We start from the raw sequence: 12,574 nt of genomic DNA on the forward strand, positions 1-12,574 counted from the left end.
AGGAGAGTCTGATGGGCAGGACGTTGTCGGAAAAGGTCTGGGATGCGCACGTCGTGCGCCATGCCGACGGAGAACCCGACCTCCTTTACATCGACCTCCACCTGGTCCACGAGGTGACCAGCCCGCAGGCCTTCGACGGCCTCCGGCTGGCCGGCCGCGCGGTCCGGCGCCCGGAGCTGACCATCGCCACCGAGGACCACAACGTCCCGACCTTCGACGTGGACAAGCCGATCGCCGACCCGGTGTCGCGGACCCAGGTGGACACGCTGCGGAAGAACGCCGAGGAGTTCGGCATCCGGATCCACACCCTCGGCGACCCGGACCAGGGCGTCGTGCACGTGATCGGCCCGCAGCTCGGCCTGACCCAGCCCGGGATGACCGTGGTCTGCGGTGACAGCCACACCTCCACCCACGGCGCGTTCGGGGCGATTGCCTTCGGCATCGGTACCAGCGAGGTCGAGCACGTGCTGGCCACCCAGACGCTGATGCAGGCCCGGCCGAAGACGATGGCCGTCACCGTCGACGGCGTCCTGCCGGACGGCGTCTCGGCCAAGGACCTGGTGCTGGCACTGATCGCCAAGGTCGGTACCGGCGGTGGCCAGGGGTACATCGTCGAGTACCGCGGCGAAGCGATCCGGGCGCTCAGCATGGAAGCCCGGATGACGATCTGCAACATGTCGATCGAGTGGGGCGCGAAGGCCGGCCTGATCGCGCCGGACGAGACCACCTTCGAGTACCTGAAGGGCAAGCCGCACGCGCCCGAGGGTGTCGACTGGGAAGCCGCGGTCGAGTACTGGAAGAGCCTGGCCACCGACGCGGACGCGACCTTCGACCGTGAGGTCGTGCTGCGCGCCGAGGACATCACGCCGTTCGTCACCTGGGGTACGAACCCCGGCCAGGGCGTGCCGCTGGCGGCCACCGTGCCGTCGCCGGACGACTTCGACAACGAGAACGACAAGGTCGCCGCCGAGCGCGCGCTGGAGTACATGGGCCTCACCGCGGGTACGCCGCTGCGCGAGATCCACGTCGACACGGTGTTCCTGGGCTCCTGCACCAACGGCCGGATCGAGGACCTGCGGGCCGCGGCCGGCGTGCTGGCCGGGCGGAAGGTTGCCGAGGGCACCCGGATGCTGGTGGTGCCGGGTTCCGGCCGGGTCCGGCTGCAGGCCGAGGCCGAGGGGCTGGACGCGATCTTCAAGGACGCCGGCGCCGAGTGGCGGGGCGCCGGGTGCTCGATGTGCCTGGGGATGAACCCGGACCAGCTGGCTCCGGGGGAGCGCAGCGCCTCCACCTCGAACCGGAACTTCGAAGGCCGGCAGGGCAAGGGCGGACGGACCCACCTGGTGTCGCCGCTGGTCGCCGCCGCCACCGCGGTGACCGGAACCCTGGCCGCGCCGGCCGACCTGCCGCCCGTCGCCGTCCCCGCGAACGCCTGAGGAGCAAGGGAATCATGGAAGCCTTCACCCAGCACATCGGTACCGCGGCCCCGCTGCGCCGCAGCAACGTCGACACCGACCAGATCATCCCGGCCGTGTACCTGAAGCGGGTCACCCGGACCGGCTTCGAGGACGGGCTGTTCGCGGCCTGGCGCAACGATTCTTCCTTCGTCCTCAACCAGCCCGAGTACGAGGGCGTCTCGGTACTGGTCGCCGGACCGGACTTCGGCACCGGATCGTCGCGTGAGCACGCGGTCTGGGCCCTGCTCGACTACGGGTTCCGGGTCGTCGTGTCGTCGCGGTTCGGCGACATCTTCCGTGGCAACTCCGGCAAGGCCGGTCTGCTCGCGGCGCTGGTCACCCAGGATGTCGTCGAGCAGCTGTGGTCCACGATCGAGTCCGACCCGGGGACGAAGGTCACGGTCGACCTGGAGAACAAGACGATCTCGGCCGGTGACCTCTCGGCGCCGTTCGAGATCGACGACTACACCCGCTACCGGTTGCTGAACGGCCTCGACGACGTCGGCATCACCCTGTCGCACGCCGACGACATCACCGCGTACGAAGCAACCCGGCCGTCCTTCAAGCCCGCCACGCTACCGGCGAAGGCCTGAAACTCCCACCAGAGTTATCGCTGCCGTAACGCTCCGGGCGGCGGCAACGATAACTCTGGTGTTACCCTCTACGGGTTGTCAGAACAAGGCTTGCGAGACCGAGGAGGTGAGGCGCTGATGAACAGCGATCCCTCCAGACATACCGGTCTCGCTCGACCTTCGAAGGGCTGACTCTCTCTCAGCTTTCCTTCAGCAGTTGCGGGTCGGGCAGACGTGCGTCCATCACTCACCCTGTTCCACCGCATCTGGAGGACTCATGTCCGACCTGCGCCTTCGCTCGTTCCGGGCGTTCAGCCGTACCCCGTCCCTGCGCGCCGCCGCCCGTAAGAGCGCCGCTGCCCGCAAGCACGCGGCCGCCGCCGCTGCCGCCACCGGCGCGCTCGAGCCGGCCGAGAAGCAGGGCCGCGATCCGCAGAAACCCAAGGGGCACAGCGTCGTCGACAGCGCGATCTACTGCGACGGCCGCCGGGTCTCGTCGCCGGTGTCGCTCGCGGAGACGTACGGCGCGCTGCACGAAGCGCCGCACAGCCTGGCCTGGATCGGCCTGTACCGGCCGGACCGGCGCGAGCTGGCCTCGCTGGCGGACGAGTTCGACCTGCACGAGCTGGCGATCGAGGACGCGAACGAAGCGCATCAGCGGCCGAAGCTGGAGCGCTACGGCGACACGTTGTTCGTGGTGCTGAAGGCCGCGCGGTACCGGGACGCGACCGAGCAGGTCGAGTTCGGTGAGGTGCACGTGTTCGTCGGACCGGACTTCGTGGTCACCGTCCGGCACGCCGAAGCGCCCAACCTGGCAGCGGTTCGGCGCCGGGTCGAACGCGATCCGGAGCTGCTCAGCCGCGGCGCCGAAGCTGTTCTGTACGCGATCATGGACAAGGTCGTCGACGGGTACGCGCCGGTGGTGGCCGGCCTGGAGAACGACATCGACGAGATCGAGACCGAGGTGTTCCGCGGCGACCCGAAGGTGTCCCGGCGGATCTACGAACTGTCCCGCGAGGTGATCGAGTTCCAGCGCGCCACCCGGCCGTTGATCGGCATCCTGGAGCAACTCCGCGGCGGCTTCGAGAAGTACGGCGTGGACGAGGAACTGCAACGTTCACTGCGGGACGTGGCCGACCACGTCACCGAAGTGGTGGAGAAGGTGGACGGCTTCCGCGAACTGCTCCGCGACATCCTGACCGTGAACGCGACCCTGGTGGCCCAGCAGCAGAACGAGGAGATGAAGAGCCTCACCATCGCCAGCAGTGAGCAGAACGAAGAGGTGAAGCGGATCTCTGCCTGGGCGGCGATCCTGTTCGCGCCGACCCTGATCGGCACCGTCTACGGGATGAACTTCGACAACATGCCGGAGCTGCACTGGCAGCTCGGATACCCGTTCGCGATCGGCCTGATGGCCTTGGTGTGTGTCGGTCTGCACCAGATCTTCAAACGCCGCGGCTGGCTCTGAAACTGCCGTCACAGCCCCGAATCGGGGCGATTCGGCCCGATTTGTGGGCCGAATCGCCTAAAACAAGGCCAAATTGCCGCGTTGGTGTTTGTGCACGGCCGTGTGAGTCCATAACGTTCCTGTGAGATCGAGCGCTGTGCTCGACGCCTAGTGTTCACGGAGGGAAGCAGTGAACAAGAGCCAGTTGGTCGAAGCGCTCGCAGTGCACTTCGACGGAAACCGCCGCCAGGCCCAGCACGCGTTGGAATCGGTGATCGACACCGTCCAGCGTGAGCTGACCAAAAAGGGTGGCAAGGTCGCCATCACCGGTTTCGGTGCCTTCGAGGCCATCGAGCGTGGCGCGCGCATCGTGCGCAACCCGCGGACCGGTGAGACCAAGCGCGCCAAGAAGACCACGGTGCCGAAGTTCCGCGCGGGTGCGGAGCTGAAGGCCGTCGTCTCCGGCGCGAAGAAGCTGCCGAAGCTGGTGGCCCCGAAGCCGGCCGCGACCGCCACCAAGGCGGCTGCCCCGGCGAAGAAGGCCGCGCCGGCCAAGGCCGCCGCGACCAAGACCGCCGCAGCGAAGAAGACGGTCGCCAAGAAGGCCCCGGCCAAGGCGGTAGCCAAGAAGGCGCCGGCCAAGACCGTTGCCAAGAAGGCCCCGGCGAAGAAGGCCCCGGCCAAGAAGGTCGTCGCGAAGAAGGCGCCGGCCAAGAAGGCCCCCGCCAAGAAGACCGCGGCGAAGCGTACCGCGCGCTGACTTCAGGCACTGCGGCACCAGTAGTACAGCGAAGGCCGGTCACCCCACACCAGGGTTGACCGGCCTTCGCCGTTGTTGCTGACGGCAGCTACAGGTGGGTACCGAACTCGACCTTGGTGACCGTTGCCGTCGCGCCGGAACCGGTCGTCTCGATCCTTACCCGCTGGCCGACGCGCAGGTGCCGGACAGGAGTGTCGGCGACCGCGTGCACGGTGAACGGAAGCTCGATCCCGGTATCGGTCAGCACCGCACCGGAGAACGTCTCGGTGTCGTACGCGCTCACGGTTGCCTGCATGTCAGCAGGCTAGCCCTTCGGTACCCGTCGCGGCACCGAGTACGAGAGACATCACGTCCGCGGTGGCCGGGCCGACGCCGAGCTGTACCGCGTGGGCGAGATCGGCGGCCGTGTCGACATCGCGACGTACCGACTCGATGCCGGTCAGCTCGATCGGTGCCGCGCCGGACGCCTGATGCGCGAGCGCGGAACCTACGCCGAAACGCGGATCCAGCGGTACGCCAGGGGCTGCCGCGAGCAACGTCGTCCCGGTGCCGGGAAGATCGATGACGAACGAACGTGGTGCCGTACACGCCGCCAGGACCGCGGTCAGCTCGGCCGGCCGCAGTGCGGGCAGATCCGCCGACAGGGCAGCGACGCCGTGTGCCGGGGACTCCGCGGCGGCCACGGTCGCGCCGTGCAGGAGGGCCTCGTTCAGCCCGGTGGCCGGGAGATCCGGGACCACCAGCGCACCGGCCGCGGTGACGTCGGCGGCCACCAGCGGATCGTCGGTGACGACCAGAACGGCACGCACCAGCGGGGAGGCGAGGGCGGCCGCAGTAGTGTCGACAGCGAAGGCCCGGGCGAGCTCAGGGCGGTGCTGAGGGTAGGCCGGAGCAAGCCGGCTCTTCGCGATCGCCGTACGCTTCACCGGGATCACCAGGGTCCAGGGAGCGACCTGTAGGTCTGCCATCAGGCAGGATTCTCCCATGACGGATGGCCGGAACGAGCACCAGGAGGCAGCTGTGGACGCGAGGCAGGCGGATCCACGGCCGCCGCGTGGATTCTGGTTCGGGGTGATCGTCGCGATCGTCAAACCGTTCATGATCGTGTTCACCAAGTGCCGGTTCACCGGCCGCGAGAACATGCCCCGGACCGGCGGCGTGGTGTACGTACCGAATCACCTCTCGCACTTCGACCCGGTGCTGCTCGGGTACTTCATCTGGGAATGCCGGCGGATTCCGCGCTTCCTGGGGAAGGCGTCGCTGTTCAAGCTGCCGGTGCTCGGCAAGATCATCACCAGCGCCGGGCAGATCCCCGTGTACCGGGATTCCACCCAGGCCGCGGACGCGTTCCGGGACGCGGTGGCAGCGGTCGAACGCGGTGAGTGCGTGGGCGTTTACCCAGAGGGCACGATCACCCGCGACCCGGAGATGTGGCCGATGACCGGCAAGACAGGCGCGGCCCGGATCGCGTTGATGACCGGCTGCCCGGTGGTCCCGGTGGCGAACTGGGGTGCCCAGGAGATCATCAAGTCGTACTCCGGCAAGCGGATCCGGATTCGGTTGCTGCCACGCAAGACCCTGCTGGTACGCGCCGGCGCGCCGGTCGACCTGAGCGCGTTCGCGGGCAAGCCGCTGACCAACGAGCTGTTGCACGAGGCAACCGAGGTGATCATGACCCGGCTCGCCGAAACCCTCGGCGAGCTCCGCGGCGAGACCCCGCCGAAGGAACTCTACGATCTCCGCAAGGCCCGCAAAGGTGAGGACAAAGCATGACGAAGGTAGCCGTCTTCGGTGCCGGTTCGTGGGGTACGGCGTTCGCGATGGTGCTGGCGAACGCCGGGAACCAGGTGTCGGTGTGGGCGCGGCGCGAGTCGCTGTGCGAGGTGATCAACAGCGAGCATGCGAACCCGGACTACCTGCCCGGGCTGCGGTTGCCGGATGCGATCAGCGCGACCCACGACCCGGCGGCCGCCGCTGACGGAGCGGAGGCGATCGTACTCGCGGTGCCATCGCAGTCGTTGCGGGCGAACCTGACCGAGTGGGCCGGCGTACTGCCGAACGCGGTACCGCTGGTCAGCCTGATGAAGGGCGTCGAGCTCGGTACCACGAAGCGGATGAGCGAGGTGATCGCCGAGCTCACCGGCGCCGGACCGGAACGGATCGCGGTCGTCTCCGGGCCGAACCTGGCGCGCGAGATCGCCGAAGGACAGCCGGCCGCGGCCGTGGTCGCGTGTACGGACGAAGGCACTGCGGCGCGGTTGCAGAAGTTGTGTCATTCGCCGACGTTCCGCCCGTACACGAACACCGACGTGATCGGGTGCGAGGTCGGTGGCGCCTGCAAGAACGTGATCGGGCTCGCGGTCGGGATGGCGGTCGGGCTCGGGTTCGGCGACAACGCCCGCGCCTCGGTCATCACCCGCGGGCTGGTCGAGATCGCCCGGCTGGGCCGGGCGCTCGGCGCGGACGAGCACACGTTCTCCGGGCTGGCCGGGCTGGGCGATCTGGTCGCGACCTGTTCGTCGCCGCTGTCGCGGAACCGGACGTTCGGCGAGAAGCTCGGTCAGGGCTTGTCGGTCGCGGAGATCTCCGGCGGGACGCGACAGGTCGCCGAGGGCGTGAAGTCGTGCGAGTCGGTCACCCAGCTGGCCCATCAGCACGACGTGGAGATGCCGATCGCCGAACACGTCACGAAGGTGGTGGCGGGCGAGATGACGCCGAAGGACATGCTGTTCGGGCTGGTCTCCAGGTCAGCGAAGTCGGAACGCTGGTGATCCCGGCCGCCTTCGCGAAGGCGACCGTCGATCGGGAAGGCGCGGCGGGGGCGGCCTGGCTCGCGGAGCTGCCGTCGCTTGCCGGCGAGCTGCTGACGCGGTGGAAGTGCGAGCGTGACGGCGAGGTCATGCATGGTGAGGTCGGCGTGGTGGTGCCGGTCCAGGGCGCGGTACTGAAGGTGTCGTTCCCGCATCCGGGCAACATTCACGAGCCGGACGCGTTCGCGGCGTGGGGTGGTCGGGGTGCCGTCCATTTGTACGAGCGCGACGACACCTGCTTTGCCATGCTCCTGGAACGCACCCACTCCACCACCCTGGCTGCTCACGTCCCGACGCCCACCCCCGCCGCGAAAGCTGGTGACCTCGCGACGATCGCCGGGAATCTCCTCCGGCGGCTGATGGTTCCGGCGCCGGACGGGCTGCCCCGACTGTCGGATCAAGCTGAGTCGTGGTCCGAGAGTTTGCGTACGGACGCGGCCGAGCTTGACCACGCACTGCCTGCAGCGGTCGTGGACGAAGCACTCGCGGTCGTCGACGGCCTCTGCCGCCGGCAACCGGAGACCGTGCTGCACGGTGACTTCCATCCGCGCAACATCCTCCGCGCGGACCGCGAGCCCTGGCTGGCGGTCGATCCGAAGGGCTACGTCGGCGACCCGGCGTACGACGCCGCTATCTTCCTCCGCACCCGCGCCTACCACCTCCACGTCGGCGATGGCCTCACCGGCAACGACCTTCTGCAACGCCTGCACACCGAGCTCGCCAACTTCGCCGAAGCCGCCGGTCTCGACGCGGACCGTATCCGCCGCTGGACCCAGCTGATCGCCGTCCAGTCCGCCTTCGGCGTCCGCCGCCAGGGCGGTCACCATCGCGCCCGCGACAACGCGCAGCTGGTCCGGCTCCTCGACCTGATCGACCACCTGGCCGTCGCCCTCACCACCTAACCCGCTCGGCCGCAGGTCGACCGGTAGTGGCAGCCGGACAGCGGGTCTGGGCTAGCCGACGACCTGGTCGCAGACGAGTCGCGCGGCGCCGAGCAGGGCGGCGTCGCGGCCGGTTCGGGACGGTACGACGTGCAGGTGGGTCGTGGCCAGCGGCAACGATCGGGCGTAGACGGTTTCGCGCAGACCGGCCAGCAGACTGTCTCCTGCTTGCGCGAGAGAGCCGCCGACGACGATCACCGACGGGTTGAGCAGACTGACAGCGGCGGCGAGGACCGTACCGATCTCCCGGCCGGCCTGGCGGATCGCCGTGATCGCGTCGGTGTTCCCGGCGCGGACGAGTTCGACGATGTCCTGGCTGGTCCCGACCTCCAGCCTGGACGCGAGTGCCGCCGCGGAGGCGATCGTCTCCAGGCAACCACGGTTCCCGCAGCGGCACAGTTCCGTACGCCCGAGCACCTGGATGTGGCCGATGTCGCCGGCCGCGCCCTGCGCGCCGCGATGCAGCCGGCCGCCGCTGATCACGCCGGCGCCGATGCCGGTGGCAACCTTCACGAACAGCAGATGCTCGACCTGCGGGTACGCGGTCGCGTGCTCGCCGAGGGCCATGATGTTCACGTCGTTGTCGACCAGTACCGGACCGGGCAGATCGCGGCCGAGCCGGCCGGCCACGTCGTACGCGTCCCAGCCCGGCATGATCGGCGGATGGTTCGGCCGCCCGGTGCTGTGCTCCACCGGGCCGGGCAGCCCGACGCCCGTACCGGCCAGGTCCGTGGGGGAGCGGTCCGCTTCGCGCAGCAACGCATGCCCCGCGCCGACGAGCGCGTCGAGCACGACCTCGGGTCCTTCGTCGATCCGTAGCTGGGTAGTGGATCGGTGCAGGATCTCGCCGGTCAGGTCGGTGAGCGCGACCGACAAGTGCGTCGCGCCGACGTCCGCTGCCAGTACGAGCCGCGCGGTCGGGTTGAACCGGAACCGCGCCGGCGGCCGGCCACCGGTCGACGCGGCCTCGCCGGACGGTACGACCAGACCGGACGCGAGCAGCGCCTCGATCCGCCCGTTCACGGTCGACCGGGCCAGGCCACTGCGGTCGATCAGCTCGGCGCGGGTCTGCGGCTGGCCGTCGAGCAGCAGCCGCAACACCACATCCGCCGTACCCAGATCGCTCATGCACCGGACTTTCGTCGTACCGAACGCGGACTTTTGCTTGACAGGGTTCAAAAGCCTGCCATAGCGTCCTTCGACGTGTCCACCAGCGCGCGCAAGCTCAAGGTAGGGATCGTCGGCGGCGGCTTCATGGGCCGCGTACACGGCCGGGCGGCGCTGGTCTCCGGCGCGACCGTCGCCGGAGCGGTCGGCTCGTCGCCCGAACGCGCGGAGGCAGCCGCCGAAGCGGCCGGCGCCGAGCGCGGGTACGCCACCCTGGACGAGCTGCTCGCCGCGGACGTCGACATCATCCATGTCTGCACCCCGAACAACACCCACCGCGACGTGACCCTGCGAGCGCTCGAAGCCGGCAAGCACGTCGTCTGCGAGAAGCCGCTGGCCACCTCGGTACAGGATGCGACCGGGCTGCAGGCCGCGGCCACCGAAGCGGGCCTGGTCGGCGCCGTCCCGTTCGTGTACCGCTACCACCCGATGGTCCGTGAGTTGCGGACCCGGATCGCGGCCGGGGACGCCGGCGTCATCACCAGCCTGCACGGCTCGTACCTGCAGGACTGGCTCGCGGGTGCCGACGACCAGAACTGGCGCGTCGACGACAGCACCGGCGGTCCGTCGCGCACCTTCGCCGACATCGGTTCGCACTGGTGCGACCTGACCGAGTTCGTCACCGGTGACCGGATCGCCGCGATCAGCGCCCAGTTGCGTACGGTGCGGGCGCGGCGCGGCGGAGCCGACGTACGGACCGAGGACCTTGCTACCGCGCAGTTCCGGACCGAGGCGGGTGTGGTCGGCACGATCGTGGTCAGCCAGGTCGCGGCCGGCCGGAAGAACCGCCTGTACCTGGAGGTGTCCGGGACGGAGTCGAGCTTCGGCTTCGACCAGGAGGACCCGGATCGCCTGTGGGTCGGTCACCGGGCCGGCAGTCAGCTGCTGACCCGTGACCCGGACACGCTCAGCCCGCCGGCCGCGCGAGTGAACCGGCTGCCGGCCGGGCACGCGCAGGGGTACCAGGACGCGTTCGACTCGTTCGTCGCCGACAGCTACGCCGCCGTCCTGGGTGACCACCCGGACGGCCTGCCCGATTTCGCCGCCGGAGCGCGGTCCGCCCGGCTGATCGACGCGGTACTGCGATCGGCCGCGAGCGACTCCGCCTGGATCACCGTCGACAACTCTTAGGAGCCCGTGAGATGCCTCGTCCGATCACTCTCTTCACCGGCCAGTGGGCCGATCTCCCGTTCGAAGAGGTTTGCCAGTTCGCGTCCGAGGCCGGGTACGACGGTGTCGAGATCGCCTGCTCCGGCGACCACTTCGACGTCCAGCAGGCGGTCGACGACGACTCGTACGTACAGGGCCGCAAGGACATCCTGGAGAAGTACAACCTGCAGGTGTTCGCGATCTCCAACCACCTGGTCGGGCAGTCGGTCTGCGACGACCCGATCGACTTCCGGCACCAGGCGATCGTGCCGTCCCGGATCTGGGGTGACGGCGACGCCGAGGGGGTCCGGCAGCGGGCCGCCGAGGACCTGAAGAACACCGCCCGGGCCGCGAAGAAGCTCGGCGTGAACACCGTCATCGGCTTCACCGGTTCGTCGATCTGGCAGTACGTGGCGATGTTCCCGCCGGTGCCCGCGGAGCGGATCGAGGCCGGCTACCGGGACTTCGCCGACCGCTGGAACCCGATCCTGGACGTGTTCGACGAGGAGGGTGTCCGGTTCGCGCACGAAGTACACCCGTCCGAGATCGCGTACGACTACTGGACCACCACGCTCACCCTGGAGGCGATCGGCCACCGGGAGGCGTTCGGGCTGAACTGGGATCCGTCGCACATGGTCTGGCAGGACATCGACCCGGTCGCGTTCCTGTGGGACTTCAAGGACCGGATCTACCACGTGGACTGCAAGGACACCCGGATGCGGGTCGGCGGCGGCCGGAACGGGCGGCTCGGTTCGCACCTGCCGTGGGGCGACCCGCGGCGCGGCTGGGACTTCTACTCCACCGGGCACGGCGACGTGCAGTGGGAAGACTGCTTCCGGGTCCTCAACTCGATCGGCTACGACGGCCCGATCTCGGTCGAGTGGGAGGACGCCGGGATGGAGCGCAAGGTCGGCGCGGCGGAGGCGGTCAACGTCATCCGCGCCCTCGCCTTCGACAAGCCCGCCGCCGCCTTTGACGCGGCGTTCGCCACGGACAAGTAGCAACCCCGGACCTCCGGCACTCACCAACCTCCGCGATCGGCGCCGGCCCGGCAGTCCTCAGGCGGCAGCGCCGCTCGGGGCCGGCTTTTGGTGAGTGCTGGGGGTCCGCCTGTCCACGCCACCCACGAACCCCACGGTCACCTGCAGCGCGGCCAGCGTCGCGAACACGATCAGCGTGACGGTCCAGCCGCCGGTCGCCTGGGTCAGGTAGCCGGCCAGCACCGGGCCGGACGCGGCCAGCGCGTAGCCGACTGCCTGTGCCATCCCGGACAGCTGGGTGGTCTCGTGGTGACCGCGGCCGCGGATGCTGATCAGTGAGAGCGCGGCGACCAGCCCGGCGCCCTGGCCGAGCCCCCCGATGACGGCCCAGACGATCGCCAGGTGCGGCGCCAGCAGCAGGCCGAGGAGCGCGATCAGGATCGGCGTACTCGCGGTCATCAAACCGGCGCGCTGGTTGGTCGGATGCTTCAGCAGGAACGGGATGCTGAGCCCGCCGATCAGCCCGAACACCTGGAACACGAACAGGTGTACGCCGGTGGACCGCTCCGAGACGCCGCCGGTCGTGATCTCGATCGTGGGCAGCCAGTTCACGACCAGGTAGAAGCTGGTCGACTGCAACCCCATGAATCCGGTCACCAGCCAGGCCATCGGCTGCCGCCAGACGCTCACCGGGGGAGTCTCGTCCTCGGTCCGGGGCGCGGGCATCGGCTCCGGCGCCAACGTACGCGGCAGCCAGACGATCGCCACCAGTACGGCCAGACCGCCCCAGACCGCGAGGGACAGCCGCCAGTCGACCGCGTCCGCGATCGGTACCGCGAGGATCGATGCGACCGCGGCACCGCCGGTGATGAACGCCGTGTAGACACCGGTCGCGCGGGACACGTGCGCGGAGTAGTCACGTTTGATGATCACGGGCACCAGTACGTTGCCGACCGCGATCGCGGCGCCGACCACGGCCGTACCGATCCAGAGCCCGGCCTGACCCGTGTACGGGCGGAGCGCGCTGCTCGCCGCGAGCACCAGCAGCGAGACGAACACCGCCCGCTCCATCCCGAACCGGCGGGAGGCGAGGTGCACCAGCGGTGAGGCGACCGCGAACGCGAGCAGCGGGAGGGTACCGAGCAGGCCCTGCGCGGCCTCACCGAGTTGCAGGTCCTGACCGATTCGCGGCAGCACCGGACCGACCGCGGTCAGCGCCGGCCGCAGGCTCAGCGCCACCACGAAAGCGGTCGCGGTGATCAGCGCCGACCGCTCTCGAGTCATTGGATCG

At 69.4% G+C, this 12,574-nt stretch carries 13 protein-coding genes; 9 read left to right on the forward strand and 4 right to left on the reverse strand.

Translation table 11 applies throughout. From position 1 onward, the window contains the following. Window positions 1-11: 11 nt before the first annotated feature. From leuC to HDA44_RS01605, 4 genes are all read left to right on the forward strand, one after another. On the forward strand, window positions 12-1,436 hold the full coding sequence (gene leuC / locus HDA44_RS01590; RefSeq protein WP_184830656.1) for a 3-isopropylmalate dehydratase large subunit: 1,425 nt from the start codon (window positions 12-14) through the stop codon (window positions 1,434-1,436). 14 nt (window positions 1,437-1,450) lie between these two features. Beyond that, the gene (gene leuD, locus HDA44_RS01595; RefSeq protein WP_184830658.1) at window positions 1,451-2,050 is read left to right on the forward strand and encodes a 3-isopropylmalate dehydratase small subunit; all 600 of its coding nucleotides are present in this window, start codon (window positions 1,451-1,453) and stop codon (window positions 2,048-2,050) included. Between the two features lie 256 nt (window positions 2,051-2,306). Then, complete coding sequence (gene corA, locus HDA44_RS01600) at window positions 2,307-3,497, forward strand: magnesium/cobalt transporter CorA (protein WP_184830660.1); 1,191 nt, start codon at window positions 2,307-2,309, stop codon at window positions 3,495-3,497. A 169-nt stretch (window positions 3,498-3,666) separates the two neighbouring features. Next, the gene (locus tag HDA44_RS01605) at window positions 3,667-4,236 is read left to right on the forward strand and encodes an HU family DNA-binding protein (protein ID WP_184830662.1); all 570 of its coding nucleotides are present in this window, start codon (window positions 3,667-3,669) and stop codon (window positions 4,234-4,236) included. An 88-nt stretch (window positions 4,237-4,324) separates the two neighbouring features. On the opposite strand, the gene HDA44_RS01610 is transcribed toward HDA44_RS01605, so the two are convergent. After that, window positions 4,325-4,531: a hypothetical protein gene (locus tag HDA44_RS01610; protein WP_184830664.1), complete on the reverse strand. Its 207-nt coding sequence runs from the start codon at window positions 4,529-4,531 to the stop codon at window positions 4,325-4,327. A gap of 1 nt (window position 4,532) precedes the next feature. Next, window positions 4,533-5,204, reverse strand: a complete 672-nt coding sequence (gene cofC / locus HDA44_RS01615) for a 2-phospho-L-lactate guanylyltransferase (protein WP_184830666.1) — start codon at window positions 5,202-5,204, stop codon at window positions 4,533-4,535. 16 nt (window positions 5,205-5,220) lie between these two features. Between cofC and HDA44_RS01620 the strand changes: the two genes are divergently transcribed. The 3 genes from HDA44_RS01620 to HDA44_RS01630 are packed head-to-tail and all read left to right on the forward strand — an operon-like array spanning window position 5,221 to window position 7,948. Then, a complete protein-coding gene (locus HDA44_RS01620; RefSeq protein ID WP_184830668.1) occupies window positions 5,221-6,009 on the forward strand; it encodes a lysophospholipid acyltransferase family protein in 789 nt (262 codons plus the stop codon). Next, a complete protein-coding gene (locus HDA44_RS01625; protein ID WP_184830670.1) occupies window positions 6,006-7,007 on the forward strand; it encodes an NAD(P)H-dependent glycerol-3-phosphate dehydrogenase in 1,002 nt (333 codons plus the stop codon). The genes HDA44_RS01620 and HDA44_RS01625 overlap by 4 nt, the downstream gene beginning before the upstream one ends. Beyond that, window positions 7,004-7,948 (forward strand): aminoglycoside phosphotransferase family protein, encoded by a 945-nt coding sequence (locus HDA44_RS01630; protein WP_202887055.1) that lies wholly within the window; start codon window positions 7,004-7,006, stop codon window positions 7,946-7,948. Before HDA44_RS01625 ends, HDA44_RS01630 begins: the two co-directional genes overlap by 4 nt. Before the next feature lie 51 nt (window positions 7,949-7,999). Here the strand turns inward: HDA44_RS01630 and HDA44_RS01635 are convergent, their stop codons facing one another. Next, on the reverse strand, window positions 8,000-9,115 hold the full coding sequence (locus HDA44_RS01635; RefSeq protein WP_184830672.1) for an ROK family transcriptional regulator: 1,116 nt from the start codon (window positions 9,113-9,115) through the stop codon (window positions 8,000-8,002). Between the two features lie 75 nt (window positions 9,116-9,190). On the opposite strand from HDA44_RS01635, the gene HDA44_RS01640 reads away from it, so the two are divergent. Together HDA44_RS01640 and HDA44_RS01645 are read left to right on the forward strand one after the other, a co-directional pair. Beyond that, a complete protein-coding gene (locus HDA44_RS01640) occupies window positions 9,191-10,285 on the forward strand; it encodes a Gfo/Idh/MocA family oxidoreductase (protein ID WP_184830674.1) in 1,095 nt (364 codons plus the stop codon). 11 nt (window positions 10,286-10,296) lie between these two features. Further along, the gene (locus tag HDA44_RS01645) at window positions 10,297-11,304 is read left to right on the forward strand and encodes a sugar phosphate isomerase/epimerase family protein (protein WP_184830676.1); all 1,008 of its coding nucleotides are present in this window, start codon (window positions 10,297-10,299) and stop codon (window positions 11,302-11,304) included. Between the two features lie 57 nt (window positions 11,305-11,361). On the opposite strand, the gene HDA44_RS01650 is transcribed toward HDA44_RS01645, so the two are convergent. Next, the gene (locus HDA44_RS01650; RefSeq protein WP_202887057.1) at window positions 11,362-12,567 is read right to left on the reverse strand and encodes a CynX/NimT family MFS transporter; all 1,206 of its coding nucleotides are present in this window, start codon (window positions 12,565-12,567) and stop codon (window positions 11,362-11,364) included. Window positions 12,568-12,574 lie beyond the last annotated feature (7 nt).

Origin of the sequence: Kribbella solani (assembly GCF_014205295.1) — a bacterium.
Lineage (GTDB): Bacteria > Actinomycetota > Actinomycetes > Propionibacteriales > Kribbellaceae > Kribbella > Kribbella solani.